This is a genomic window from Modestobacter sp. I12A-02662 (genome assembly GCF_041028325.1).
Taxonomy (GTDB): domain Bacteria; phylum Actinomycetota; class Actinomycetes; order Mycobacteriales; family Geodermatophilaceae; genus Modestobacter.
This window is the reverse complement of sequence record NZ_JABGDE010000012.1, coordinates 58,396-83,529: the sequence shown is the minus strand read 5'-3', so window position 1 is coordinate 83,529 and position 25,134 is coordinate 58,396. Positions and strand designations below refer to the sequence as shown.

At 75.5% G+C, this 25,134-nt stretch carries 25 protein-coding genes; 13 read left to right on the top strand and 12 right to left on the bottom strand.

Annotation, left to right across the window (positions count from 1 at the left end):
* Positions 1 to 99: 99 nt before the first annotated feature.
* Positions 100 to 1,269, top strand: a complete 1,170-nt coding sequence (locus HL189_RS17820; protein ID WP_369135056.1) for an NADH:flavin oxidoreductase/NADH oxidase — start codon at positions 100 to 102, stop codon at positions 1,267 to 1,269.
* On the opposite strand, the gene HL189_RS17815 is transcribed toward HL189_RS17820, so the two are convergent.
* Positions 1,266 to 1,760, bottom strand: coding sequence for an SRPBCC family protein (locus HL189_RS17815; protein ID WP_369135055.1), 495 nt, complete (start codon positions 1,758 to 1,760; stop codon positions 1,266 to 1,268). The genes HL189_RS17820 and HL189_RS17815 overlap by 4 nt on opposite strands.
* On the bottom strand, positions 1,757 to 2,086 hold the full coding sequence (locus HL189_RS17810; protein WP_369135054.1) for an ArsR/SmtB family transcription factor: 330 nt from the start codon (positions 2,084 to 2,086) through the stop codon (positions 1,757 to 1,759). The genes HL189_RS17815 and HL189_RS17810 overlap by 4 nt, the downstream gene beginning before the upstream one ends.
* 84 nt (positions 2,087 to 2,170) lie before the next feature.
* On the opposite strand from HL189_RS17810, the gene HL189_RS17805 reads away from it, so the two are divergent.
* From HL189_RS17805 to HL189_RS17795, 3 genes are all read left to right on the top strand, one after another.
* Positions 2,171 to 2,398, top strand: coding sequence for a hypothetical protein (locus HL189_RS17805; RefSeq protein ID WP_369135053.1), 228 nt, complete (start codon positions 2,171 to 2,173; stop codon positions 2,396 to 2,398).
* A 67-nt stretch (positions 2,399 to 2,465) separates the two neighbouring features.
* Positions 2,466 to 2,708 (top strand): acyl carrier protein, encoded by a 243-nt coding sequence (locus HL189_RS17800; RefSeq protein WP_369135052.1) that lies wholly within the window; start codon positions 2,466 to 2,468, stop codon positions 2,706 to 2,708.
* Positions 2,709 to 2,849: 141 nt separating this feature from the next.
* The gene (locus HL189_RS17795) at positions 2,850 to 3,350 is read left to right on the top strand and encodes an FBP domain-containing protein (protein WP_369135051.1); all 501 of its coding nucleotides are present in this window, start codon (positions 2,850 to 2,852) and stop codon (positions 3,348 to 3,350) included.
* Here the strand turns inward: HL189_RS17795 and HL189_RS17790 are convergent.
* A complete protein-coding gene (locus HL189_RS17790; RefSeq protein WP_369135050.1) occupies positions 3,347 to 4,102 on the bottom strand; it encodes a DsbA family oxidoreductase in 756 nt (251 codons plus the stop codon). The two genes, HL189_RS17795 and HL189_RS17790, sit on opposite strands and share 4 nt — an antisense overlap.
* A gap of 11 nt (positions 4,103 to 4,113) precedes the next feature.
* Complete coding sequence (locus tag HL189_RS17785) at positions 4,114 to 4,491, bottom strand: FKBP-type peptidyl-prolyl cis-trans isomerase (protein WP_369135049.1); 378 nt, start codon at positions 4,489 to 4,491, stop codon at positions 4,114 to 4,116.
* Between the two features lie 217 nt (positions 4,492 to 4,708).
* Between HL189_RS17785 and HL189_RS17780 the strand changes: the two genes are divergently transcribed.
* Complete coding sequence (locus HL189_RS17780) at positions 4,709 to 7,387, top strand: ATP-binding protein (protein WP_369135048.1); 2,679 nt, start codon at positions 4,709 to 4,711, stop codon at positions 7,385 to 7,387.
* Positions 7,388 to 7,411: 24 nt separating this feature from the next.
* Here HL189_RS17780 and HL189_RS17775 read toward each other — a convergent pair whose 3' ends face one another.
* The 3 genes from HL189_RS17775 to HL189_RS17765 all read right to left on the bottom strand — a co-directional run bounded on the left by HL189_RS17775 (position 7,412) and on the right by HL189_RS17765 (position 10,474).
* Entirely contained in the window at positions 7,412 to 8,662 is a 1,251-nt protein-coding gene (locus tag HL189_RS17775) for an amidase (RefSeq protein WP_369135047.1), read from the bottom strand.
* A 94-nt stretch (positions 8,663 to 8,756) separates the two neighbouring features.
* Positions 8,757 to 9,551, bottom strand: coding sequence for a CPBP family intramembrane glutamic endopeptidase (locus tag HL189_RS17770; protein ID WP_369135046.1), 795 nt, complete (start codon positions 9,549 to 9,551; stop codon positions 8,757 to 8,759).
* Entirely contained in the window at positions 9,548 to 10,474 is a 927-nt protein-coding gene (locus HL189_RS17765) for an NAD(P)H-binding protein (RefSeq protein WP_369135045.1), read from the bottom strand. The genes HL189_RS17770 and HL189_RS17765 overlap by 4 nt, the downstream gene beginning before the upstream one ends.
* A 78-nt stretch (positions 10,475 to 10,552) precedes the next feature.
* Here HL189_RS17765 and HL189_RS17760 point away from each other — a divergent pair, with 78 nt between their 5' ends.
* A complete protein-coding gene (locus HL189_RS17760; RefSeq protein WP_369135044.1) occupies positions 10,553 to 10,972 on the top strand; it encodes a DUF2237 family protein in 420 nt (139 codons plus the stop codon).
* On the opposite strand, the gene HL189_RS17755 is transcribed toward HL189_RS17760, so the two are convergent.
* Both HL189_RS17755 and HL189_RS17750 read right to left on the bottom strand, forming a co-directional pair.
* On the bottom strand, positions 10,973 to 11,923 hold the full coding sequence (locus tag HL189_RS17755) for a DMT family transporter (protein WP_369135043.1): 951 nt from the start codon (positions 11,921 to 11,923) through the stop codon (positions 10,973 to 10,975).
* Positions 11,924 to 11,968: 45 nt separating this feature from the next.
* Positions 11,969 to 12,364 carry a VOC family protein gene (locus tag HL189_RS17750; RefSeq protein WP_369135042.1) on the bottom strand — a complete coding sequence of 132 codons (396 nt, stop codon included), beginning with the start codon at positions 12,362 to 12,364 and terminating at the stop codon, positions 11,969 to 11,971.
* 230 nt (positions 12,365 to 12,594) lie between these two features.
* Between HL189_RS17750 and HL189_RS17745 the strand changes: the two genes are divergently transcribed.
* The 4 genes from HL189_RS17745 (at position 12,595) to HL189_RS17730 (ending at position 15,563) form a co-directional block, all read left to right on the top strand.
* Positions 12,595 to 13,011 carry a hypothetical protein gene (locus HL189_RS17745; protein WP_369135041.1) on the top strand — a complete coding sequence of 139 codons (417 nt, stop codon included), beginning with the start codon at positions 12,595 to 12,597 and terminating at the stop codon, positions 13,009 to 13,011.
* Positions 13,008 to 14,267, top strand: a complete 1,260-nt coding sequence (locus HL189_RS17740; RefSeq protein ID WP_369135040.1) for a glutathionylspermidine synthase family protein — start codon at positions 13,008 to 13,010, stop codon at positions 14,265 to 14,267. The genes HL189_RS17745 and HL189_RS17740 overlap by 4 nt, the downstream gene beginning before the upstream one ends.
* Positions 14,268 to 14,485: 218 nt before the next feature.
* Positions 14,486 to 14,617 carry a hypothetical protein gene (locus HL189_RS17735; protein WP_369135039.1) on the top strand — a complete coding sequence of 44 codons (132 nt, stop codon included), beginning with the start codon at positions 14,486 to 14,488 and terminating at the stop codon, positions 14,615 to 14,617.
* 1 nt (position 14,618) lies between these two features.
* On the top strand, positions 14,619 to 15,563 hold the full coding sequence (locus HL189_RS17730; RefSeq protein WP_369135038.1) for a methyl-accepting chemotaxis protein: 945 nt from the start codon (positions 14,619 to 14,621) through the stop codon (positions 15,561 to 15,563).
* 28 nt (positions 15,564 to 15,591) lie between these two features.
* On the opposite strand, the gene nhaA is transcribed toward HL189_RS17730, so the two are convergent.
* Positions 15,592 to 18,234, bottom strand: coding sequence for a Na+/H+ antiporter NhaA (gene nhaA / locus HL189_RS17725; RefSeq protein ID WP_369135037.1), 2,643 nt, complete (start codon positions 18,232 to 18,234; stop codon positions 15,592 to 15,594).
* An 89-nt stretch (positions 18,235 to 18,323) separates the two neighbouring features.
* Here nhaA and HL189_RS17720 point away from each other — a divergent pair, with 89 nt between their 5' ends.
* Positions 18,324 to 19,004, top strand: a complete 681-nt coding sequence (locus HL189_RS17720) for a maleylpyruvate isomerase family mycothiol-dependent enzyme (RefSeq protein ID WP_369135036.1) — start codon at positions 18,324 to 18,326, stop codon at positions 19,002 to 19,004.
* Here HL189_RS17720 and HL189_RS17715 read toward each other — a convergent pair.
* Positions 19,001 to 22,375 carry a pyruvate carboxylase gene (locus tag HL189_RS17715; RefSeq protein ID WP_369135035.1) on the bottom strand — a complete coding sequence of 1,125 codons (3,375 nt, stop codon included), beginning with the start codon at positions 22,373 to 22,375 and terminating at the stop codon, positions 19,001 to 19,003. The two genes, HL189_RS17720 and HL189_RS17715, sit on opposite strands and share 4 nt — an antisense overlap.
* Before the next feature lie 160 nt (positions 22,376 to 22,535).
* Here HL189_RS17715 and HL189_RS17710 point away from each other — a divergent pair, with 160 nt between their 5' ends.
* Both HL189_RS17710 and ilvA read left to right on the top strand, forming a co-directional pair.
* Positions 22,536 to 23,462: an SDR family NAD(P)-dependent oxidoreductase gene (locus HL189_RS17710; protein WP_369135034.1), complete on the top strand. Its 927-nt coding sequence runs from the start codon at positions 22,536 to 22,538 to the stop codon at positions 23,460 to 23,462.
* Positions 23,463 to 23,497: 35 nt separating this feature from the next.
* On the top strand, positions 23,498 to 24,832 hold the full coding sequence (ilvA, locus tag HL189_RS17705) for a threonine ammonia-lyase IlvA (RefSeq protein ID WP_369135033.1): 1,335 nt from the start codon (positions 23,498 to 23,500) through the stop codon (positions 24,830 to 24,832).
* A gap of 29 nt (positions 24,833 to 24,861) precedes the next feature.
* Here ilvA and HL189_RS17700 read toward each other — a convergent pair whose 3' ends face one another.
* Positions 24,862 to 25,134 (bottom strand): DUF2277 domain-containing protein, encoded by a 273-nt coding sequence (locus HL189_RS17700; protein WP_369135032.1) that lies wholly within the window; start codon positions 25,132 to 25,134, stop codon positions 24,862 to 24,864.

Here is a 25,134-nt window from a genome sequence, read left to right as displayed (position 1 = left end):
GGTTAGGAGCGTGGGACGCTTACGTCTAGGACGTCTACCTGGAGTGTGACCTACCTCCCTGCGGGATGTCACCCGACGGCCTGGCAGTTGTCGCCCACCGTGACCACACGACGACTCCTGGAGCCCCTGACCCTGCGCGGCGTGACGGTGCCCAACCGCCTCGCCGTCGCCCCGATGTGCCAGTACAACGCCACCGACGGCCAGGTCGGCGACTACCACCTGGTGCACCTCGGCCGCTTCGCCCTGGGCGGCTTCGGCCTGGTGATGGTGGAGGCGACCGGCGTCACCGCGGAGGGCCGGATCAGCCCCGGGGACGTCGGCCTCTGGGACGACGCGCAGGTGCCCGGCCTGGCCCGGATCGCCGCGTTCCTCCGCGAGCACGGCAGCGTGCCGGCGATCCAGCTGGCGCACGCCGGCGGCAAGGCGAGCACGCTGCGCCCGTGGGACGGCGACGGCCCGGTGACCGCCGGGAACGCCCGGCCGGGCGACGTGCCGTGGACGGCGGTCTCGCCGAGCGGTGTGCCGATGGGCGAGGGCTGGCCGGCGCCGCACCCGCTGACCGTCGCGGAGATCGCCGACGTCCGCGAGGCGTTCGTGGCCGCGGCGCGGCGGTCGCTGACCGCCGGCTTCGAGATGGTGGAGGTGCACGCCGCGCACGGCTACCTGCTCAACCAGTTCCTCTCGCCGCTGACCAACCGCCGGGACGACGAGTACGGCGGCTCGCTGGTGAACCGGATGCGCTTCCCGCTCGAGGTGGTCGACGCCGTCCGCGCGGTGTGGCCCGAGGAGCTCCCGCTGGTCGTGCGCGTCTCGGCGGTCGACGCGTCCCGCGACGGCACCACGCTGGAGGACACCATCGCCTTCGCCCGCGAGCTGCGCGCCCGCGGCGTGGACGCCGTCGACGTCTCCGGCGGCGGTATCGGCACCGGGTGGCAGCACCCGATCGGCTACGGCTACCAGGTGCCCTACGCCGCCGCGATCCGCGAGCGGGCCGGGATCCCGACCATGGCCGTGGGCCTGCTCGTCGACCCGCACCAGGCCGAGGCCGTCGTCGCGACCGGCCAGGCCGACCTGGTCGCCTTCGCCCGCCAGGCGCAGGACGACCCGAACCTCGCGCTGCACGTGGCCCGCGAGCTGACCGGGGGCTCCTACGCGACCTGGCCGGTCCAGTCCGGCCCGCGGCTGGCCTCGCGCGACCGGCTGCTGCACCGGCTCGGCCCGTGGACCGGCCCGGACCCGGTGCGCACCGAGCCGGCCGCCCAGGCCTAGCCGCCGTAGGCGGGGCGGCGGGCAGCCAGGAACTCCTCCCAGCTCCCCGGCCCCGCCCCGCCGGACACCTCGGCGCCGAGCTTGTCGAGGTACCAGTGCCAGCCCAGCACGTAGTCGCCGGCGTCGGTGCCCGGGGGGAAGACCTGGGTGAACAGGAGCACGGTGCGGTCCTGCTCCTCGGTCAGGTCGAGCTGGATCCGCCACGCCTGCTCGGACTCCCACTGGACGACGAGCCGGCGGGGCGGATCGCACTCGACGATCCGCATCGGCTCGCCGGCCGACTCCCCCTCGTGGGTCATCGTGAGGGTGCCGGAGCCACCGACCCGCCGCTCGCCCTCGTAGCTGCCGAACCAGCGCGCCGTCCGGTCGTCCTCGGTCAGTGCGGCCCACACGTCCTCGATCGGGTCCGGCCAGCTGCGCCGGAACTGCACCTGCACCCCCTCGGGCACCTCGGTGACCCGGCCCAGCCGCTCGTCGCGCGGTCCCGTCATCGACCGTCCTCCTCTGCCCGGGCCCGCCGGCCGCGGGCCATCTCGGTGTCCAGGGCGTCCAGCCGCTGCGCCCACAGCCGCCGGTACGGGGCCAGCCAGGCGTCCAGCTCGGACAGCGGGCCGGGGTCGAGTGCGTAGACCCGTCGCTGCCCCTCCGCCCGGACGCGCACCAGACCCGCCTCGCGGAGCACCCGCAGGTGCCGGCTGACCGCCGGCCGGCTCACCGCGAAGTGACCGGCCAGCTCCCCGGCCCCCTGCTCGCCGGCGGCGAGCAGGGTCACGATCTCCCGCCGGATCGGGTCGGCGAGCGCGGCCAGGGCGTCCACCCCGCCTGTGTAACAGAGGACTTACGTAGAGGTCCAGTTACAATGGCGCGATTGGGCCGGCGGGCCGGGGGGCAAGCGACGGCCATGACCGTCACCGACCCCGACGTGCCCGATCCGCTCAACGACCCCCGCACCACCCAGGCCGACCCTGGCGCGCTCGGCCAGGGCGAGGACCTCGCCTCGGCCGCGGACGACCCGGTCACCAGCGGCGAGGACGAGCTGGCCTCCGCCCGGACCGAGGCCGACGAGGCCGGCGGCGGCGACGTCACCGGCGGGGCGTTCGGCGAGGCGCCACCGGCCGACCGCGCCTGACCGGCTGCCCGCGAGCTGCCTCGGCGCTAGTGTGACGCTCGTCACGTCCCGTTCCGAGGAGGCAGCCATGGCCACTGGCGAGACCGGTTTCGCCGACGTCACCTACGACCTGATCTCCGTGCAGTACCACGCGTTGAAGGGCGGTCACGACTACGGCCAGTACGTCCGGGACGCCGAGAACGCGAACCTGGACGACCTGGCGCAGTTCTTCCGCGAGGTCATGGAGCAGGACTCGGCGCGGGCCAAGCGCTGCCACGAGTTCCTCGCCAAGCTCGCCGGCAGCGAGCACGGCGGCCCCGCCACCCAGTAGCACCCGTGTCTGCGGACGCTCGTGCTCTGAGTGCACCCCGCACTCAGAGCACGAGCGTCGTCGGGGAAACCCCGTGGCGGCACTCCGGCTGCGTTCCGTAACCTCCGGCGGCTCCTGCCCCGCCGTCCCCCGGAGGTCCCCGTGCTCGCCCTGACCGAGGCCGCGATCCGCCGTTCGCTGGTCAACTGCTCGCGCAGCGAGGCGGCGGCGATGGCGCTGCCCCGGGACCTCGACGCGTTCGACTGGGCGAACGCCGACGTGCTCGGCTGGCGGGACCCGAAGGCGGAACTCCGCGGATACCTGGTGCACGAGCACGAGGGGCGGACGGTGGGGGTGGCGCTCCGCGCCGCCGACACGAAGATGTCCAGCCGCCGCTCGGCCATGTGCCTGCTGTGCCACACCGTGCAGACCGCCGCGGCGATCTCGCTGTTCACCGCCCGCCGGGTCGGCGAGGCCGGGCGCAACGGCAACACCGTCGGCACCTACATCTGCGCCGACCTCGACTGCGCGCACCGGGTGCTCGAGGTCCCGCCGACGGCCCTGCCCCTCGACGAGGAGCTGCAGGCCCTCGCGGCCGAGGAGCGGGTCGCCGGCCTGCGGCAGCGCCTGCACGCGTTCACCGCCGACGTCCTGCGTCGCTAACGGGCGGACCCCGTCCGTCCCACCCCGCGCACGCTCGGAGCGGCGCCCTGGACGGGGCCGCGCTCGGCCCAGGCCCGCTCGAGCAGGCGCAGCAGTACGTCGGCCGGCTGCGCGCCGGCGGCGCCGTACGTGCGGTCGACGACGAAGAACGGGACGCCGGTCGCGCCGAGCATGCGGGCGGTGCCGACGTCCTCCCGGACGGCGGGCAGGAACCGGCGGTCGGCCAGCGCGGCCCGCACCTCCGCCTCGTCCAGCCCGACCTCGACGGCCAGGGGCACGAGGGACTCGACGTCGAACACCGACCGGCGCTCCTCGAAGTGCGCGTGCAGCAGCCGCTCCTCCATCGCCCCGCCCAGGCCGTGCGAGGCGGCGAGGTGGACGAGCTCGTGGGCGAGCAGCGTGTTGCCGCTGACGCCGGCGGCGAGGTCGTAGTCCAGCCCCTCGGCGGCCGCGAGCTCCTGGACGCGCGCCATGGTGCCGCGCATCTGCTCGACGCTCGCGCCGTACTTCGCGGCGAGCGCCGGCAGCGTCTCCTCGGTGTGGCCCTCGGGGATGCTCGGGTCCAGCTGGAAGGAGCGCCAGACCACCTCGACCTGGTCGGCGTGCGGGAAGCGGTCGAGCGCCGTCTCCAGCCTCCGCTTCCCGATGTAGCACCACGGGCACACGACGTCGGACCAGACCTCGACCTGCACGTCCGCCGCAACCGGTGCCCGGACCGGCCGATTCCGGCCCGCGACCGGGGTCACTCCCACGGGGCCTCCGATCAGCGGACGCCGACGAGGTCCACCACGAAGACGAGCGTCGCGCCGGGCTTGATGACGCCGCCGGCCCCGCGGTCGCCGTAGGCCTTCTGCGGCGGGATGGTCAGCCGGCGCCGGCCGCCCACGCGCATGCCCTGGATGCCTTCGTCCCAGCCCTGGATGACCATGCCGACCCCGAGCCGGAACTCCAGCGGGTCGCCGCGGTCCCAGGAGGCGTCGAACTGCTCGCCGCCGTCGTGGGTGACGCCGACGTAGTGGGCGCTGACCAGGCTGCCCGCGGTGGCCTCGGTGCCGTCCCCCTCGACGAGGTCCTCGATCACCAGGTCGGACGGGGCGGGGCCGGTCGGCGGCTCGACGTCGGGGCGGGTCAGCTCTGCCACGGGGATCTCCTCTGGTCGGCGCCAGGTCTCTCCCGGCGGGCCGGAGCCCATCCAACCCGCCCGGACCCGGCCCGGGCCAACCGGTGGCCGGCCCCCACCCCGGGACGGCCAGGTAGGTTGCACCCCGCGGGTCCGGTCGCGGGCCGCGACCCCGCGCGTCCCCGTGCGGGGCCGCCCGGGGCTCGCTGCGCGCTGTCGAGACCGGTGGGAGGTGTGCGTGGCCCTCGATCCGCCGTCTGCGCCGCCGTCCGGTCCGCCGGCCGGTGACCTGTTCGCCGGGGGCGGCGACGCCGGACGGCTGATGGCGGCGCTGGACTGGGCGGCCACCCCCGTCGGGCCGGTGGGGTCGTGGTCACCCGGCCTGCGCTACGCCGTCCGCACCGTGCTGGCCTCGCGCTACCCCATGGTGCTGACCTGGGGACCGCAGTACACGCAGTTCTACAACGACGCGTACGCGCCGTTCATCGGCGCCAAGCACCCCGCGATCGGCGAGGACATCCGGGTGACCCTCGCCGAGGGGTGGGCCTCGCTGGCCGAGCCGGTCGACCGCGCGATCACCACCCGCGAGGCGTCCTGGCTGCCCCGCCTGCCGTTGCTGCTGGAGCGCGCCGGCTACCGCGAGGAGACCTACTTCACCGTCTCGCACGCGCCCGCCTTCACCGACGACGGCTCGGTCGGCGGCATGCTCGGGGTCTGCACCGAGGTCACCGGCGAGGTGCTCGGCGAGCGCCGGCAGCGGCTGCTGCGGGACCTCTCCGACGCCGGCTCCGCCCTGGGCGACGAGGCGGGCACGCTCGCCGGGCTCGGCCGGGTCCTGGGCCAGGACCCGCTCGACGTGCCCTTCGCCGCGGTCTACCTCGACGACCCCGGGACCGGCCGGCTGCAGCGCGCCGCGACCGCCGGGGTGCGCCCCGAGCAGCTGCCGGCCGGCGTCACGGACGCGGCCGAGCTGCCCGGGCCGGTCGCCGACCTCGGCCTGGTCGGCGGCTTCTGGCGGGACCCGGTGACCGACGCCCTGGTGCTCCCGCTGACCGGGCCGGCCGGTGAGCGGGTCGGGTTGCTGGTCACCGGGATCAGCCCCAACCGCCGGCTCGACGACGAGTACCGCACCTTCCTGGAGCTCGTGGCCGGCCAGGTCACGACCGCGGTGCTCAACGCCCGGGCCTTCGAGGCCGAGCGGCGGCGGGCCGAGGCGCTCGCCGAGCTGGACCGGGCCAAGACGGCGTTCTTCTCCGACGTCAGCCACGAGCTCCGCACCCCGCTCACCCTGCTGCTCGGCCCGCTCAGCGACGTGCTCGCCGATGCCGCGCAGCCGCTGGCCCCCGCGGTCCGCGACCAGCTGGCGCTGGCGGTGCGCAACGGGCAGCGGCTGCAGCGGCTGGTCAACGACCTCATGGACTTCGCCAGCATCGAGGCCGGCCGGGCGGCCGCCGTGCGGGTGGAGACCGACGTCGCCGGCTTCACCGCCGAGCTGGCCGGGGTGCTGCGGTCCGCCGCCGAGCGGGCCGGGCTCCGGCTGACCGTCGACTGCCCGCCGCTCCCGCGGCCGGCCGCCGTCGACCCGCGGATGTGGGAGAAGGTCGTCCTCAACCTGCTGTCCAACGCGGTCAAGTACACCTTCGTCGGCACCATCGAGGTCCTGCTGCGCGGGACGGAGGACGAGTTCGTGCTCACCGTGACCGACACCGGCATCGGCATCCCCGCCGAGGAGCTGCCCCTGGTGTTCGACCGCTTCCACCGCGTGCCGGGATCGGTGGCCCGGACCCGGGAGGGCACCGGGATCGGGCTGGCCCTGGTGCGCGAGCTGGTCGCGCTGCACGGCGGGACCGTCTCGGTGACCAGCGCGCCGGGCGCGGGGAGCACCTTCGCCGTCGCCGTCCCGTACGGCCGCCCGGACGTCGCCGGCGATGTCCCCGCCGTGCCGTCCGAGGCCGCCCGGGGCACCGCCGAGGTGTGGGAGCACGACGTCGCCCCGCCGGAGCAGCCGGCGGCGCCGGCCGGGGCGACCGCGACCGTGCTCGTGGTCGACGACAACGCCGACATGCGCGACTACGTCACCCGGCTGCTGTCCCCGCTGTGGCGGGTCCGGGTGTGCGCGGACGGCGAGCAGGCGCTGGCGAGCGTCGCCGAGGAGCTCCCCGACGTCGTGCTGACCGACGTGATGATGCCGCGGGTCGACGGCTTCGAGCTGCTCCGCCGGTTGCGCGCGGACCCGGCGACCCGCTCGATCCCGGTGGTCATGCTGACCGCCCGCGCCGGGCAGGAGGCCGCGGTGGAGGGCTTCGCGGCCGGCGTCGACGACTACCTGGCCAAGCCCTTCCGGGCGGCGGAGCTCATCGCCCGGGTCCGGGTGGCCGTCGAGCGCGCCACGCACGGCCGCGAACCGGCCCCGCCGCGGGACACCGGGGTGGTGGCGCCGTCCGCTCCCGTCCTCCCGCCGACCGCCGACGTGCGCGCGCTGGTCCCGGCCAGCCGGCCCCCTGCGGTGCCCGCACCACCGCCGTCGCCGGAGGTGCGGCGGGAGCGCTGGCGCTTCCCATCGGTGCCGCAGTCGGTCGCGGCGCTGCGCCGGGCGCTGCGCCGGCTGTTCGCCGAGGTGGAGCTGGACGAGGACCTCGCCTACGACCTGCTGCTGGCCGCGTGCGAGGCGGTGACCAACGCCGTCGAGCACGCGCAGGAGCCGACCGAGCCCTTCGTCGAGGTGACCGCCGAGGCCGGCGGGGGCGCGGTGCTCATCACCGTCCGGGACACCGGGCAGTGGCGGGAGCGGGTACCCAGCATGGACCGCGGCCGCGGCTCGACCCTGATGAGCGCCTTCGCCGACGTCACCGCCGTCCCCGGCCCGGAGGGGACGACGGTGACCATCCGCGCCCCCCGCACCGGCGACCCGGTCTGACCGGCCCACCCGCCGGCGGACGGTTCAGCCCACCCGGCAGGGCGGGAGGGCGGTGTGCCAGTCGGTGCGCTGCTGGAACCAGGCGCCGGCGTCCAGCAGCAGGTCCTCCCCGCCGACCGGCGCGGTCAGCTGGGCGCCCACCGGCATGCCGGAGCCGGGGTGCCGGCCGACCGGCAGGGCGAGCGTCGGGCCGGAGTGCAGCGACCAGGGGGCGGTCAGCTGGATCAGCCGGCGGGTGGTGGCCAGCACGTCGTCCCCGTCGGCGGCGCGGGGGACGTCGACCGGCAGGGTGGGCGTGAGCAGGACGTCGACGTGCTCGAAGACCTCGTCGACCGCCCGCTGGTACTCCGCGCGGGCCTCCAGCGCCGCCACCCGGTCGCCCTCGCTGACCCGGCTGCCCACCCGCATCCGGGTGAGGGTGTCTGCCTGGAACAGCTCCGGACGCGCCAGCCGCTCGCCGTGCAGGTCGGCCAGGCCGGAGTAGACGATCGTGTAGAGCACGTCCTGGGCAGCGCTGATCCCGGCCACCTCGACCGGCACCAGCTCGGCACCGCCGTCGGCGAACACCCGGGCCGCCGCCGCGACCACCGCCTCCACGCCCGGGTCGAGGTCGTCGAACCACAGCCGCGGCACGCCGATCCGCGCCGGCAGCGCCGGCTGCAGGTGGCGCGCCGGGCGCCCGGCGAGCACGCAGAAGGCCCGGCCGACCAGCTCGACGGTCCGGGCGAGCGGGCCGATCGTGTCGACCAGGTCGCACATCGGGAAGGTGCCGGCGTCGGGGACCACGGCGATCCCCGGGCGCAGCCCGGTCACCCCGCAGGCCGCCGCGGGGAGCCGCACCGATCCCCCGGTGTCCGTGCCCAGCGCCACGTCGACCAGGCCGGCGGCCACCGCGGCGCCCGATCCGCCGCTCGAACCGCCCGGCACCCGGGTGAGGTCCCAGGGGTTGCGCACCGGCCCGGACGCGGAGTTCTGCGAGGTGATGCCGACGGCGAACTCCGACAGGTTGAGCTTGGCGACGACCTCCGCCCCCGCCTCCACCAGCCGGGTGACCACGACCGCGTCGGCGTCGGGCACCCGGTCGGCGAAGAACCGGGAGCCGCAGGTGGTCAGCACCCCGGCGGTGTCGATGTTGTCCTTCACGCCGACCCGGACGCCGGCCAGCGGCCCGTCGGCGGCGTGCGGCAGGGGCGGGTCGATCGTGGTGACGACGGCGTTGGTGGCCGCCCGCACCGCCGCCTCCCGCTCCTGGCGGGTGCCGGGTCCGGAGCTCACCGCGCGGGCGTGACGCACGGTGGGGTGAGGGGCCGGTTCGTGGTCACAGCGCGTGAGCATGCCATCCGGCCGCCGCGCGCGTCAGCCCGGCCGCTCAGCCGCTCTCGGCGGGCGTCGGTACGGCGATCGACGGGCGGTCGCGGAACAGCGGGGGGAGGAACCGCAGCATCAGCACCGACCAGGTCAGGTGCGAGAGCACCGGGGCCTGGATGCCGCCGCTGGCCCGGCGCTGCAGCGCGAAGAGCAACCCCATGGGGGCCGAGGCGAGCACCAGCGCCGGGTTGCGCGTGGCCACGGTGGCCAAGGTGTAGACGACGCTGGACTTCAGCACCGGCGCCTCGGCACCGACTGCCGCGTAGAGCGCGCCGCGGAAGAAGACCTCCTCGGCGATGCCGTTGGCCAGCGTCGTGGTGAGGACGAGGGCCGGCGTCCCCTGGTGGGCGTACCGCAGCACCCGGGAGATCGCGGCGTCCAGCGGCGGGATGCGCCGGGCCACCAGCGCGGCGCCGTAGAACAGCCCGAAGGCGCCCACGCCGGCCAGCACCGGGGTGAGCAGCGGCCGGCGCAGGGTGGCCGACGGGGTCTGCACCCAGCCCAGGTGCAGCGGCCCGGACGCCAGTCCACCGGCGACCCAGGTGCCGGCCACCCCCAGCGTGAGCCCGTAGAACGCCGGGGAGTCCGGCTTCTGCGCCAGTGACACGCCCAGCAGCCCGGCCCCGGCCACGGACACCCCGGCGGTCACCCGCCGCCGGCGGCGGAAGGCCTCATCGGACTCACGGTGGTCGCGGGGGACCTTGTCCACCAGCCACGACGGCAGCCGGGCCAGCAGCCGGGTGAGCTCGTCGTCGGAGACGAGCGCGGCTCCGAGCCGGCGTCGGGCGCGGGTCACCGGGTCCGCCCGGCGGGCCGCCCCTGACGGGCGGCCCGGCGGGCCCGGGCGCGTTCCCCCAGGGCGGTGAGCACGGCGTCGTCGTAGTCCATCGGCTCGAACGGCACGACCCGCCGGATGGCGTCGTCGCGCACCACGACCTCGTTGGTCATCGAGTCGATCAACGACCGGCCGGTCTGCACGTCCACGTCGGTCACCAGCGACAGCCACCGCGACGACAGCTGCGGGCTCAGCAGCGGGACGGGGACGATGAGCAGCCGCCGGCCCTGGATCTCGGCCAGCCGCTTCAGCATCTCGACGTACTCCAGGACCTCCGGCCCGCCGACGTCGAAGGCCCGCCCCGCCGCCTCGGGTGCCTCCAGCACGCCGACCAGGTAGCGCACGACGTCGGCGATGGCGATCGGCTGGGTCCGGGTGTGCACCCAGCGCGGGGTGACCATGGCCGGCAGGTGGGCCACGAGCTGGCGGGTCATCTCCCAGGAGATGCCGCCGTGGCCGACCACGATGCCCGCGCGCAGCGTCGTGACCGGCACCCCGCCCTCGGCCAGCAGGCCCTCCACCTCCCGGCGGCTGCGCAGGTGCGGGGAGAGCTGGTCGGCGTCGTTGCCCAGCCCGCCGAGGTAGACGATCCGGCCGACCCCGGCCGCCGCGGCGGCCCGGGCGAAGGCGCGCGCGGCGGCGGCGTCCCGGGCGGCGAAGTCTGCGGCGGCCAGCGAGTGCACCAGGTAGTAGGCCGCCGCGCACCCGTCCAGCGCCGCCCGCAGGGACCCCTCGTCGGCCACGTCGCCGCGCACCGGGCGGCCCGCCCCGCGGTAGCGCTCGGGGTTGCGGGTCATACCGAGCACCTCGTGGCCGGCGTCGTCCAGGGCCGTCGCCAGCCTGCTGCCCACGAAGCCGGACGCCCCGGTCACCAGTACCCGCACCCGTCCAGCCTGCGGGCCGGATCGGCGGCGCGCGACTCAGAGGTGCACGACCGGCGGTGGCGGCGCGATGATCGGCGCATGGAGCCCTCCGGCGAGGCACGCAACGTGCTGGGCGGACCGCTCGAGCCCTGCGGCACCGACCCGATGACCGGCTTCACCCGGGACGGCTCGTGCCGCAGCGGCCCGGCGGACGCCGGCAGCCACACCGTCTGCGCGGTCGTCTCCGCCGAGTTCCTCGAGCTGCAGCGCCGGCTGGGCAACGACCTGGTCACCCCGCGCCCGGAGTGGGACTTCCCCGGGCTGCGCCCCGGGGACCGCTGGTGCGTGGTCGCGGCGCGCTGGCTGCAGGCCCTGGAGGCCGGCGCCCCGGCCGGCGTGGTCCTGGCGTCCACCAACGCCCGGGCCCTGGAGGTCGTGCCGCTCGAGGCGCTGCGGTCACAGGCGGTCGACGTCCCCGACGACCCGTCGTCCCTGGGCGACCAGCCGCCCGACCGCTGATCAGCTGGGCACGGCCTCCGGCACCACCGTGGCCGGTGCGGCGCGCGCGGTCTGCGCCAGCGCGATGCCGGTGAGGACGACGACGCCCCCGGCGATCTGCCAGGCCGTGAGCACCTGCTCCACCCACAGCCAGGCGACGATCGAGGCGAGCACCGGCTCGACGGTCGCGACCAGGCCGGCGGTGGTCGGGGGCAGGTGCCGCAGCGCGGCGAGGGACAGCCAGAACGGGACGACGGCGCCGAGCAGCACGATCCACAGCACGAGCGCGCCCACCGGCAGCCGCAGGTCGCCGAGGGAGACCGGCACCGCCTCGGCGAGCACCCCCGGGTCGAACTCCCACCACGGTGCGGCGACGGCCCAGAACACCGAGGCGGCCACGAAGCTCCAGGCGGTCAGGGCCACGGGATCGCGGTCGGCGGTGCCCCGCTCACCCAGCAGGTAGTAGGTGGCCAGGCACAGCGCGGCGGTCAGCCCGGCCGCGACACCGAGGGGGTCCAGCGAGCCGCCGCCCTGCCAGACCTGCGCGACGAGCACCAGCCCGGACAGGGACAGCAGCAGCGCCACCCACACCCGGCTGCGCACCTGCTCCCGGCGCACCAGCCGCACGTACAGGGCGATGAACACCGGCGCGGTCATCTCGAACACCAGCGCGATGCCGACCGGCAGGCGGCCGATCGCGACGTAGTACAGGAACTGGGTGAGGGCCACGCCGATCACGCCGAACGCCGCGACGAGGGGGACCTCGGCCCAGCTGATCCGGAGCCGGCGCGGGGAGACGACGGCGAGGGCGACCACGAGGGCGACCGCCGCCCCCGTGCACCGCAGCGCGGTCAGCCGGGTCGCCGGGATCCCGGCCTGGAGGGCGAGCGTGGAGACGGTGCCGTTGACCGCGAACAGGCCGGCGGCGCCGACGGTGAGGGCGTAGCCGACGGAGGGACGGGCGCGGGGCACCGGGGGAAGGTAACGGGTGCCCCGCGCCGGCCCGCCCGCCGACGGTCAGCCCTCGACCGCGGCGGGGTCCATCCAGACCGCCTCCCAGACGTTGCCGTCCGGGTCGGCCCAGCTCGTGCCGTACATGAACCCGTGGTCCTGGGCCGGCCGCCACGGCTTGCCGCCGTTGTCCAGCGCCCGGCTCAGCAGGTCGTCGGCCTCCTCGCGGCTGGCGGCGGAGATCGCGTTCAGGACGGCGGTCGCCTCCGCCGGGTCCCCGGCCGGCCCGGCCAGGAAGCTGTTGAACTTGTCCCGGGTCAGCAGCATCACCACGATGTTCTCCTCGATGACCATGGCCGCCGCGGTCTCGTCGGTGAACTGGGCGTTGTTCTCGAAGCCGAGCGCGGCGTAGAAGGCCTTGGCGCGGTCCAGGTCGGTGACCGGCAGGTTGACGAAGATCATGCGCACGGGGTGTGCTCCCTCGGGTCGGCGCGGCACGGCGGCCGGCGTGGGGGGCCGTCGTCCGGCCCGTCCCCCCTCGGACCGGCGGCCGCGTCCGAACTCATCGGTCGGCACTCCGTCCGCCCCGCCGGCCGACGTGCCGGGGCACCGTGGCGGCGGCCCCGGGAACGGTGCTGTGAGGATGGACGTCAGTACGACAGGATGGCGGCCCCCAGACGAGGAGCGCGGACGTGAGCACGTCGAGGAGCAACCGGGTGAAGGCGGCCATCGGCACGGTCAGCCTGACCGGCGCCGCCATGGGCTTCCTGGCTGCCTGCGGCACGGGCGAGGACGAGCAGGAGGCGCGGACCGTCTACTGCGTCGACGAGCAGGACCGGGTGGTCGACGAGGAGCAGTGCGAGGAGGCCGAGCGCAACGGCGGCTACGTCGGGGGCCTCCCGTTCTTCTTCCTGCTCGGCGGGTTCGGCGGCAACCGGTACGCGGTCGGGCAGACGATCCCCCAGCAGTACACGGGCGGGGCGACGCGGATCAACCCGGCGGACTCCTCGGCCCGCAGCCGGAACGGCATGCCCGGCTCCGGCCGGGTCTCCTCGGGCACCCGCATCTCCGGCGGCATCGGCTCCGGCGGGGGTGGCGGCGGCTCGTGAGGCGCCTGTACGGCAAGGCCCGGATCGGCTGGGAGGCCGAGATCGAGTCGCAGGGCCTGGTCTACAACAAGACCTCGCTGCCCGACGGCGACGTCCGCTCCTACTGGCGGGAGGACGTCTTCTACGACTTCTCCGCCGCGGAGATCGACCGGCTCGCCGACGCCACCGAGCTGCTGTTCGCCGCCTGCGTCGAGGCCGGGGACGTGATACTCGGCGACGAGCGGCTGCTGGACCGGCTGCGGATCCCGCGCGACGCCCGCGACGTCGTCCGCGCCAGCTGGGACGCCGAGCCGCCGAGCATCTACGGCCGGTTCGACCTGTGGTGGGACGGCGCGGGCGAGCCCAGGCTGCTGGAGTTCAACGCCGACACCCCCACCTCGCTGGTGGAGGCGGCGGTGGTGCAGTGGGCCTGGCACCTGGAGACCGGGCAGGGCCGCGACCAGTGGAACCAGCTCGACGACCGGCTGGTGGCGGCGTGGCAGCGGAACCTGTCGCGGTGGGAGGCGCACTTCGGCCGCCGTCCCCGCCGGGTGCACCTGGCGTGGACCGAGGGCGACCCCAGCGGTGAGGACTGGATGACCGTCGCCTACATGGCCGACTGCGTGCAGCGGGCCGGCTACGAGGCGGTGGTGATGACCACCGAGGAGATCGGGCTGGACACCGGCGACGCCCGGTTCTACGACCCCAGGGGCAACCGGCTCGAGGTCGTCTTCAAGCTCTACCCCTGGGAGTGGCTGCTGGCCGACGAGTACGGGCCCTCCGTCGTCGCCGACCTGCGGTGGGGCGACACCGCCTGGATCGAGCCGATCTGGAAGACGCTGTGGTCGACCAAGGGCCTGCTGCCGGTGCTGTGGCAGCGCTACGAGAACGACCCGGTGGTCTCCCGGCACCTGCTGCCGGCGTTCTTCGGCGACGACCCGCGCGCCGCCGAGCTCGACGCGACCGGGTTCGCCCGCAAACCGCTGCTCGGCCGCGAGGGCAACAACATCGAGCTGGTCGGCCCGGGCGGGGACGTGCTCGCCCAGCAGGGCGGGCGCTACGGGGCCGAGGGCTGGGTGCTGCAGCAGCTGTGCCCGCTGCCGGACTTCGCCGGGCCCGACGGTCCGCACCACCCCGTGCTCGGCACCTGGGTGGTCGACGGCGAGGCGGCCGGGCTGGGCATCCGCGAGTCGGACGGGCTGATCACCGACAACCTGTCCTACTTCGTCCCGCACACCATCGACCACCGGGCGGCCTGGGAGCAGCCGGGCCGCTAGGTGCCCTGCCCGGTCGCGTCCCACCCCCGGGAGCGGCACTCCTGTCCGGCGGTCGTCGTGCTCTGAGTGCGCCCGGCACTCAGAGCACGAGCGTCGACGGGGAACTCCGTGGCGGCCCCCCGGCCGCGTTCCGTGACCGCCGAGGCACGATCAGGTCCCATCCGCCCGCGCCCTGCCGATGAGGAGCGGTGGCAGTGCTCCACGGAGGGGGACCACCGATGACGTCGGCGGCAACGGTGACCAGGACGGCGCGGGACCAGCGGGTCGCCCTCCTCTCCTCGGTGCTCGCCGAGCAGGGCCTGTCCTACGACGAGTTCGTCTGGTCGCTGATCGCCCGGGGAGGGTCCTGAGATGGGGCTGCTGTCCGCCCGCTCGGCGGCGTCCCCGTCGGCGAGCGAGGAGCTTGCGGTCTACCGGGCGTTCGTGCGCGAGGTGAGCCGGGTGTGCCGGGACGCCGCGGCCGGCGACCTGGAGGCCCGCAGCCGCGCGGTGGCCGGCTCGCGGGAGGTCCCCGAGCTGCGCGAGCTGCAGGACGGCGTCAACCAGCTGCTCGACGTCTCCGACACCTTCGTCCGGGAGGCCGGCGCGGCGCTCACCTCGGCGGCCCAGGGCCGGTTCCACCGCCGGGTGCTGCAGCGCGGCCTGTGCGGGGCGTTCCGTCGCGGCGCGGGGATCCTCAACGACGCGGGGGACGTCATGCACTCCTCGACGACCCGGGTCGCCGAGGCCCGGAGCACCCGGCTCACGCTCGCCGACGAGTTCGAGTCGGTGGTGCTCTCGATGTCCGAGCAGCTCGCCACGGCGGCCACCGAGCTCAGCGCGTCCGCCGCCGGGCTGACCGGCGCGGCCGCGACGGCGAGCAGCGAGGTCGCCCGGGCCCGGGAGACGATCGCCTCGCTGAACCGGTCCTCCACCGAGATCAAGGAGGTCATCGCGCTGATCGACGCGGTGGCCGCGCAGACCCGGCTGATCGCGCTCAACGCCACCATCGAGGCCGCCCGCGCCGGGGAGGCCGGCAAGGGCTTCGCCGTGGTCGCCTCCGAGGTCAAGGACCTCGCCGACCAGACCGCGCGGGTCACCACCCAGGTCGAGTCGGTGCGCACCGCCTGCGACGACGTCGCCGAGGTGATGGACACCGTGGGGACGACGGTCGCGGACATGACCGGGGTCGCCGACGGGATCACCGCCGCGGTGGACGGCACGGGCACCGCCGGCGCGACGTCCCCGGGCCTGTCGCAGATGGCCGAGACGCTGCGCTCGGAGATGACCGGCTTCCTCGCCGAGATGCGCAGCTGACCTGCTCACCTCGACCGCTGAGCGCCCGTCAGGTCGTGGTCAGGTCCCGGGAGGCGGTGGCGAACCGCACCAGGTCCTCGCGGGTCGGCTCGACCAGCACCCGGCCGTCCGGGCCCAGCACGACCGGCACCGTCCCCCCGTCCTGGCCGGTCTCGGCCAGGATCCGGCGCGCCACCGGGTCGTCGGCCGGGTCGAGCCACTGGTGGGCGATCCCCTCGTCGGTGAGGACCTGCCGCAGCTCGGCGCTGGCCGGCCAGCGCCGGTCACCGACCACCCGCAGGCCGCTGGCCTGGCCGATCAGCATGGCGCGGCGCAGCAGGAACGAGCGGGTGATCAGCTCCCCCAGCTCCCGGTTGCGGGCGAAGACCGCCCGCAGCTGCTCGAGGGTGATCACCAGCACCTCGCCGGGCGCCGCGACGACGAGCGAGCGGACCGGCCGCTGCCCGGCCAGCATGTTGAGCCCGCCGAAGAAGCGCCCCGGCCCGTTGATGCTGATGACGTGCGGGCGCCGGCCGTCGGCGAGGCCCTCCAGCGGGCCCTCGACCACGGCCACCCGGCCGGAGAGGACGACGAAGAAATCGAACTCCGCCTGGCCCGAGCGCAGCAGCACCTGCCCCTCGGTGGTGCTCATCCGCCGGCCCACCCGGCGCAGCGCCGCGAGGTGCTCCTCGGACAGCCGCGGGGAGGTGCCGTCCCCGGGGGTCTCCGCGTAGCCCTCGACGCTGGGCAGGGCCACCGCCGGGGAGACCAGCACCGCCGCGCGGGTCGGCCCGGCGGGCTCCGGCTCGGGCAGCGGGTGGTGGTCCGGCCCCCGCGGGTCGGTGGCCAGCAGGGCGGCGGCCAGCGCCTCCGTCGTCGTCCGGCCGTCGTGCCGGACGCCGTTGACGAAGAAGGTCGGCGTGCCCCGGACGCCGCTGGCCTCGGCGCGGGCCACGTCCGCGCGGACCCGCCCGGCGTGGGTGCCCTGCCCGAGCTCCTCGGCGAAGCGGCCCAGGTCCAGCCCGAGCGCGGCGGCGTGGTCGAGCAGCTGGTCGGCCTCGAGCTGGTCCTGGTGGGCGAACAGCCGGTCGTGCATCGCCCAGAACGCGCCCTGCGCGCCCGCGGCCTCGGTGGCCTCGGCGGCGAGCTCGGCGTGCGGGTGGACGTCGGGCAGCGGCAGGTGCCGGAAGACGTAGCGCAGGTCGTCGCCGAACCGCCGGCGCAGCTCCTCGACCACGCCGGTGGCCCGGCCGCAGAACGGGCACTCCACGTCGCCGTACTCGACCAGGTCCAGCGGCGCGTCGACCGGGCCGCGCACGTGGTCGACGGCCGGGTCGACCGGCGGCTCCAGCCGGTGCGGCCCGGTCGTGTCCGGCCGGGGCGCCCGGCGTCCCAGCTGCCAGAACCACACCGAGCCGAGCGCCGCGGCCACGACGGCGGCGGACAGCACCCCCACCATCGCCTCCTCCCGCAGCACCGGGTCCTCGAAGGCCAGGTCGGTGACGAACAGCGAGACGGTGAAGCCCAGGCCGGAGAGCGCGGCGCCGCCCCACACGCTGGACAGCGAGACCCCCGGCGGCAGCTGCCCCATCCCGGTCCGGACCGCGAGCGTGGCGGCCAGCCCGATGCCCAGCAGCTTGCCGACGACGAGCCCCAGGAAGACCCCGATCGTGATCGGTGAGGTCAGCGCGCGCCCCAGCAGCTCCGTGTTCAGCTGCACCCCCGCGTTGGCCAGCGCGAACACCGGGACGACGACGTAGCTGCTCCACGGCACCAGCTGCGCGCCGATCCGCTCGTTGGGCGAGATGGCCCGCTCCACCGACAGCTTCGCCCGCCGGGCCAGGACGACGTCCGGGGACTGCCGGAACGCGCGGGCCAGGCTGCCCGCGGACTCCACCTCGTCCCGGCGGGGCGGGTAGGCGCTGACCAGCAGGCCCAGGACGACGGCGCCGATCGTGGCGTGCACCCCGGAGGCGTGCATCGCCAGCCACATCACCACGCCGACCGCGAAGTAGGCCGGCCCGCGCCACACCCGCAGCCGGGTGAGCAGCTGGAACGCCACGATGCACAGCGCCGCGATCGCCAGCGCGAGCAGGTCGATGTCCGCGGAGTAGAAGACCGCGATGGCGGTGAGCGCGCCGATGTCGTCGACGACCGACAGCGACAGCAGGAAGACCCGCAGCTGGGTGGGGGTGTGCTGCCCGACCAGGGCGAGGGCCCCGAGCACGAACGCGGTGTCGGTGGCCATCGGGATGCCCCAGCCGTGCGCGCCCGGGCCGCCGGCGTTGATCGCGAAGTAGATGAGCGCGGGCAGCACCAGACCGGCGATCGCCGCGAGGGCGGGCACCGACAGCCGGCTGCGCTGGGTGAGCTCCCCCATGCTCAGCTCGCGGCGGACCTCCATGCCGATCAGGAAGAAGAAGAAGCACATCAGGCCGTCGTTGACCCAGTGCCGCAGGTCCTCGCTGACCTGGGCGGATCCCAGCCGCAGGGTGAGCTCGGTGTGCCAGAACCCGTCGTAGGAGCCGCCCCAGGGCGAGTTGGCCCAGGCCAGCGCGAGCACCGTGCCGAGCACGAGCAGGGCCGCGCTGGACGCCTCGGTCCGCAGGAACCGGCGGACCGGTGCCGACAGCTGGGCGAGCAGGTGCCCGGAGCCCGACGAGCGGCTCACGGTGCGGGGTGCGGACGTCACCGGGTCTTCCTACTCCGCGCATGTGACGCCGAGGAGTCGCCGGGACCGGGCGGCTGTCCCGGCCGGCCTGCGGACGGCATGCTCCCCCGGTGACCTCCGCGTTGGACCACCTCTCCGCCCTGGCCGTCGAGCAGGAGGCCTTCGCCGCGCTCGCCACGACCGCCGACGCGGACCTCCCGGTGCCGGCCTGCGCGCCGTGGACGGTGGCCGACCTGGTGCGGCACCTCACCGGCATCCACCGGTGGGCGGCCGCTGCAGCCCGGCTCCCGCCGGACGCGGCCATCCCGGACGAGGACGACGACGAGGCCGGTCCTCCCGACTACGCGGCAGCCGCCGCGGACGTGCGCGCCGCGCTGGCCGATGCCGCCCGCCCCTGCCCGACGCTCGCCGGTCCCGGCACCGCCGCCTGGTGGGCCCGCCGGCAGCTGCACGAGACCTTCGTGCACCGCCTCGACCTGGCCGCGGCGGTCGGCGTCCCCCTCGAGGCGGACGCGGCCGTGGCCGCCGACTGCGTGGCCGAGGTGGTCGACACGATGCAGCCCCGGCAGGTGCGCCTGGGCCGGATGCCCGCGCCCGCCGTCGGAGTGCGGCTGACCACGCCCACGGCGACCTGGGTGCTCGGCGCCGCGCCGGTCGCCGAGGTGGCCGGCCCGGACCTCGCCGTCGCCCAGCTGCTGTGGCGGCGCACCCCGCTGGACGACCCGCGGCTGACCGTGACCGGCGACCGGGCGGCCGCCGGGGGCCTGCTGGCGGACCGGCTGACGCCCTAGCCCAGGACGACGAGCAGGTCGCCGCCCTCCACCTGCTGCACCGGGCTGATCGCCACCCGCTTGACGCCCCCGGCCCGCGGGGCGGTGATCGCCGCCTCCATCTTCATCGCCTCGATGGTGCCGATCGGCGCCCCGGCCTCCACCTCGTCGCCCTCGGACACCGAGAGCGTGACCACGCCGGCGAACGGCGCGGCGACGTGGTCGGGGTCGTTCCGGTCGGCCTTCTCCGCCGGCTGGACGTCGGACGTGACGGACCGGTCCCGCACCGACACCGGCCGCAGCTGCCCGTTCATCGTGCACATGACCGTGCGCAGGCCGCGCTCGTCGGCGTCGGACACCGCCTCGATGCCGATCAGCAGCCGGACGCCGGGCTCCAGGTCGACCGAGTGCTCGGTGCCCGACCGCAGCCCGTAGAGGAACTCCTTGCTCGGCAGCACGGAGGTGTCGCCGTAGGTGTCGCGGTGCTGCTCGAACTCCTTGGTCGGCCCGGGGAACAGCAGCCGGTTGAGGGTGCGCCGCGGCTCCTTCGCCAGCCCGTCGCGGTCCTCGTCGGTCAGCTCGGCCGGCGGCTCGGCGGGACGCCGTCCCTCCAGCGCCTTGGAGCGGAACGGCTCCGGCCAGCCGCCGGGCGGGTCGCCGAGCTCGCCGCGCAGGAAGCCGACGACGGAGTCGGGCAGGTCGAAGCGGTTGGGCTCGGCGGCGAAGTCGTCCACCGAGACCCCGGCGCCGACCAGCTGCAGCGCCAGGTCGCCGACGACCTTGGACGACGGCGTGACCTTCACCAGGTGGCCGAGCAGCCGGTCGGCGGCCGCGTACATGCCCTCGACCTCCTCGAACCGCTGGCCCAGGCCGAGGGCGATCGCCTGCTGGCGGAGGTTGGACAGCTGCCCGCCGGGGATCTCGTGGGTGTACACCCGGCCGGTGGGGGCGGGCAGCCCCGACTCGAACGGCGCGTAGACCCGCCGCACCGCCTCCCAGTAGGGCTCCAGGTCGTTGACCGCCCGCAGGTCCAGGCCGGTCGCCCGGTCGGTGTGGTCGGTGGCCGCGACGATGCTGGACAGCGCGGGCTGGCTGGTGGTGCCGGCCAGCGCGGCGCTGGCGCCGTCCACCGCGTCGACGCCGGCCTGCCAGGCCGCGAGCAGCGTGGCCAGCTGCCCGCCGGGGGTGTCGTGGGTGTGCAGGTGCAGCGGCAGGTCGAACCGCTCCCGCAGCGCGCTCACCAGGGTCGCGGCGGCGGGGGCGCGCAGCAGGCCCGCCATGTCCTTGATCGCCAGCACGTGGGCGCCGGCGTCGACGATCTGCTCGGCCAGCCGCAGGTAGTAGTCCAGGGTGTACAGCCGCTCGGCCGGGTCGGACAGGTCGCCGGTGTAGCAGAGCGCGACCTCGGCGACCGCCGTCCCGGTCCCCCGGACGGCGTCGATCGCCGGCCGCATCTGGCCGACGTCGTTGAGCGCGTCGAAGACCCGGAAGACGTCGATGCCGGTGCTCGCCGCCTCCTGCACGAACGCCGTCGTCACCTGCTCCGGGTAGGGCGTGTAGCCCACGGTGTTGCGGCCGCGCAGCAGCATCTGCAGGCAGACGTTGGGCACCGCCTCGCGGAGCGCGGCCAGCCGGTCCCACGGGTCCTCGTGCAGGAACCGCAGCGCCACGTCGTAGGTGGCGCCGCCCCAGGCCTCGATCGACAGCAGGCCGGGCAGCAGCCGGGCCTGGTGCCCGGCGACGGCGAGCAGGTCCTTGCTGCGCACCCGGGTGGCCAGCAGCGACTGGTGGGCGTCCCGGAACGTGGTGTCGGTGACCGCGAGCGCCGTCTGCGCCCGCAGGTCGGCGGCGAACCGCTCGGGTCCGACGTCGCGCAGCCGGTTGCGGGACCCGGCCGGCGGGTCGGCGTCCAGGTCCACGCGCGGCAGCTTGCTCACCGGGTCGACCAGGTGCGGGCGCTCGCCGTGCGGCCGGTTGACCGTCACGTCGGCCAGGTAGGTGAGCAGCTTGGTGCCCCGGTCGGCCGAGGAGCGCGCGGTGAGCAGCTGCGGCCGCTCCTCGATGAACGACGTCGTCACCCGGCCGGCCCGGAAGTCGGCGTCGTCGAGCACCGCCTGCAGGAACGGGATGTTCGTGGCCACCCCGCGGATGCGGAACTCGGCGACCGCGCGGCGCGCCCGGACGACGGCGAGGTCGAAGCTGCGGCCGCGGCAGGTGAGCTTCACCAGCATCGAGTCGAAGTGCGCGCCGACCTCCGCGCCGAGGGTCGCCGCACCGTCGAGCCGCACCCCCGCGCCGCCCGGCGAGCGGTAGGCGGTGATCCGGCCGGTGTCCGGGCGGAACCCGTTGGCCGGGTCCTCGGTGGTGATCCGGCACTGCAGCGCGGCGCCGCGCAGCACGATCGCGTCCTGGGTGAGCCCCAGGTCCTCGAGGGTCTCCCCCGCCGCGATCCGCAGCTGGCTCTGCACCAGGTCGACGTCGGTGACCTCCTCGGTGACCGTGTGCTCCACCTGGATGCGCGGGTTCATCTCGATGAAGACGTGCCGGCCCTGCGGGTCGACCAGGAACTCCACGGTGCCGGCGCAGCTGTAGCCGATCGCCCGGGCGAACGCGACGGCGTCGGCGCAGATCCGCTCCCGCAGCGCCGGGTCCAGGTTGGGGGCGGGTGCCAGCTCGATGACCTTCTGGTGGCGGCGCTGGACCGAGCAGTCGCGCTCGTAGAGGTGGATCACGTTCCCGGCGCCGTCCGCCAGGATCTGCACCTCGATGTGCCGCGGGTCGACGACGGCCTGCTCCAGGAAGACCGTCGCGTCCCCGAACGCGGACTCGGCCTCGCGCATCGCCGCCTCGATGGACCCGCGCAGCTGCGCCCGGTCGTCGACCCGGCGCATGCCGCGCCCGCCACCGCCGGCGACCGCCTTGACGAAGACCGGCCCGTCGATCGTCCCGGCCGCGGCGAGCAGCGCGTCGACGTCGGCGGTGGGCTCGGTGGAGGTCAGCACCGGCAGGCCGGCCTCCCGGGCGGCCGCGATGGCCCGCGCCTTGTTGCCGGTGAGCTCCAGCACCTCCGCCGACGGCCCGACGAACGTGATGCCCGCGGCCGCGCACGCCTCGGCCAGCTCGGGGTTCTCCGACAGGAACCCGTAGCCGGGGTAGACGGCGTCGGCCCCCGCCCGGCGGGCGGCCCGGACGATCCCCTGCACGTCCAGGTAGGCCCGCACCGGGTGCCCGGGCTCCCCGATCTCGTAGCTCTCGTCGGCCTTGAGCCGGTGGACGGAGTTGCGGTCCTCGTGGGGGAAGACGGCGACCGTGCCTGCGCCCAGCTCGTACGCCGCCCGGAAGGCGCGGACGGCGATCTCACCACGGTTGGCGACCAGGACCTTCTCGAACACGGGGTGTCCTCTCGGTCGGGGGGGCCGGCCGGCGCCGGCCCTCCTCGTGTGGGCAGACGGTAGCGGCGGACCCCGGGGCCGGCGGCAGTGAGCCTCGTCACTGCCAGGAGCGTCCGGCGCGGCGCGCGTGCCGCTGCCGTGGCGGGGGTACGGCCGGGCGGTGAGTGCTGAGCAGACGGCATCCCGGTCCACCCCGCCACCACCTCCGGCCGACGGCGAGGTGGTCCTGGTCGTCGGCGGTTCCAGCGGCATCGGCCGCGCCAGCGCGCAGGCGTTCGCCCGCCGCGGCGCCGCGCTGGTGCTGTTCTCCCGCAGCCCGTCGTCGCTCGCCGAGGCCGCTGAGGAGTGCCGGGCCGCCGGTGCGCGGGCGGTCGAGTGCGTGCCGGGCGACGTCCTGGACCCGGCCGCCGTGGGGGCCGCGGTCGAGCGGGCGACCGGGACGTTCGGGCGGCTGGACGTCGTCGTCCACTCCGCGACGGTGATGGCCTACGGGAAGCTGGAGGACCTCGACCCCGACGTCTTCGAGCGGGTCGTGGACACCGCCATCCAGGGCACCTTCCACGTGGTCCAGGCGGTGCTGCCGGTGTTCCGGGAGCAGCGGCGCGGCTCGCTCGTCGTCGTCAGCTCGCTGCTCGCCTCGGTGACGACGCCGACGATGGGCGCCTACGTCACCGCCAAGTGGGGCCAGCTCGGGCTGCTCCGCACCCTGCAGCAGGAACTCCGCGACCTGCCCGACGTGCACGTCTCCGCCGTCGCGCCCGGCGGGACGACGACGCCGATCTACAAGCAGGCGGCGACCGTGCTGGGCAACACCGGCCACCCGCCGCCGCCGGTCTACACCCCCGAGCGGGTCGCCCGGGCGGTGGTCGACCGGGTGGCCGACCCCCGCCGGCTCAAGCAGTCCGGCTTCACCAACCCGCTGATCATCGCGGGGTTCCGGCTGTTCCCGCCGCTCTACGACGCCCTGGTCGGCCCGCTCCTGCGGATCTTCGGCAACGCCCGGGACTTCGCCCCGCCGACGACCGGCAACGTCTTCGCGCCGGTGCCGGAGAAGGAGGCGACGCGCGGCCCGTTCTTCGGCCTCTGACCGCCGGGGCCGGCCGCATCGGTGAGGATCGGGGCATGCCCGACGCGTTCCTGCCCACGGCCGGCCGGCCCTCCGCCGACACGGCCTCCGCCGACACGGCCTCCGCCGACACGGCCTTCGCCACCGAGGTCGACGCGGCCGTGCGGCGGCTGGCCGGCGTGGCCGAGCGCACCCCGCTGCAGCGCAACGCGCGGTTGTCCGAGCTGACCGGCGCGCAGGTCTGGGTCAAGCGCGAGGACCTGCAGGTCGGCCGGTCGTACAAGGTGCGCGGCGCGTACAACACGATCAGCCGGCTCGACGCGGCCGGCCGCGCGGCTGGGGCGGTGTGCGCGAGCGCCGGCAACCACGGCCAGGGCGTGGCGTACGCGTGCCGGGTGCTGGGCGTCCAGGGCCGGGTCTTCGTCCCGGGGACGACGCCGCGGCAGAAGCGGCAGCGGATCGCGGCCCTGGGCGGGGACGCCGTCCAGCTGGTCGTCACCGGGGACACCTACGACGACGCCGCAGCGGCCGCGGCCGCCTCCGCGGCGACGACCGGGGCGACGCTGGTGCCCGCGTTCGATGCGCTGCCCACGGTGGCCGGGCAGGCCACGGTGGCGGTGGAGGTGCTGGACCAGCTCGGTGCGCCGCCGGACGTGCTGGTGGTCCCGGTCGGGGGCGGCGGGTTGCTGGCCGGCTGCGCCACCTGGCTGCGGCAGCACAGCCCGGGCACCCGGCTGGTGGGGGTGGAGCCCGCAGGTGCGGCCAGCATGGCGGCGGCGCTCGCGGCCGGCCGGCCGGTGGACCTGCCCGCGATCGACACGTTCGTGGACGGGGCGGCGGTGCGCCGCGCCGGCGCGGTCACCTTCCCGCTGGTCGAGGCCAGCGGCGCGGAGCTGGTGACCGTGCCCGAGGGGCATGTCTGCACCGAGATGCTCGAGCTGTACCAGGTCGACGGGGTGATCGCCGAGCCCGCCGGGGCGCTGGCCACCGCGGCGCTGACCGGCGGGCAGGTGACCGTCGAGCCGGGGCAGACGGTCGTCTGCCTGCTGTCCGGCGGCAACAACGACGTCAGCCGGTACGCCGAGGTGGTCGAGCGGTCACTGGTGCACCAGGGGCTCAAGCACTACTTCCTGGTCGAGTTCCCGCAGGAGCCCGGTGCGCTGCGGCGCTTCCTGGACGAGGTGCTCGGTGCCGACGACGACATCGTGCTGTTCGAGTACGTCAAGCGGGACAACCGGGAGACCGGCGCCGCGCTGACCGGGATCGAGCTGGGCAGCCCGGCCGGCCTGGCGCCGCTGCTGGCCCGGATTGACGCCGGGCCGCTGCGGATCCAGCACCTGGAGCCCGGCAGCACCGCCTACCGCTACCTGGTCTCCGGCCCCAGTCTCTGACTCCCGCCATTCCAGCTGGAAAGGCGGGACTATCCCCGGGCGTAGCGCACGGCCGCGCGCTCGCGGGCCTGGGCGGCGAGCACCTCGCGGTCCTTCGGTGGCGCGCTGGTGACCAGGTCGGCGAGCAGGTGCTCGGTGGCGTGGGCGATCTCCGCGACGGCCCGGTCGAAGGCGGCCTGGTTGGCCTGCGAGGGCTTGGCGTAGCCGCTGACCTTGCGCACGTACTGGAGCGCGGCCGCGCGGACCTCGTCCGACGTCGTCCCCGGCTCCAGGTTGTGCAGGACGTGGATGTTCCGACACAT

Excerpts from the sequence above, each read along its gene's own strand:
- HL189_RS17815 (WP_369135055.1), bottom strand. The coding sequence starts at position 1,760 with ATGACGGGACCGCGCGACGAGCGGCTGGGCCGGGTCACCGAGGTGCCC.
- HL189_RS17805 (WP_369135053.1), top strand. The coding sequence starts at position 2,171 with ATGACCGTCACCGACCCCGACGTGCCCGATCCGCTCAACGACCCCCGC.
- HL189_RS17800 (WP_369135052.1), top strand. The coding sequence starts at position 2,466 with ATGGCCACTGGCGAGACCGGTTTCGCCGACGTCACCTACGACCTGATC.
- HL189_RS17760 (WP_369135044.1), top strand. The coding sequence starts at position 10,553 with ATGGAGCCCTCCGGCGAGGCACGCAACGTGCTGGGCGGACCGCTCGAG.
- HL189_RS17750 (WP_369135042.1), bottom strand. The coding sequence starts at position 12,364 with ATGATCTTCGTCAACCTGCCGGTCACCGACCTGGACCGCGCCAAGGCC.
- HL189_RS17735 (WP_369135039.1), top strand. The coding sequence starts at position 14,486 with ATGACGTCGGCGGCAACGGTGACCAGGACGGCGCGGGACCAGCGGGTC.
- HL189_RS17730 (WP_369135038.1), top strand. The coding sequence starts at position 14,619 with ATGGGGCTGCTGTCCGCCCGCTCGGCGGCGTCCCCGTCGGCGAGCGAG.
- ilvA (WP_369135033.1), top strand. The coding sequence starts at position 23,498 with ATGCCCGACGCGTTCCTGCCCACGGCCGGCCGGCCCTCCGCCGACACG.
- HL189_RS17700 (WP_369135032.1), bottom strand. The coding sequence starts at position 25,134 with ATGTGTCGGAACATCCACGTCCTGCACAACCTGGAGCCGGGGACGACG.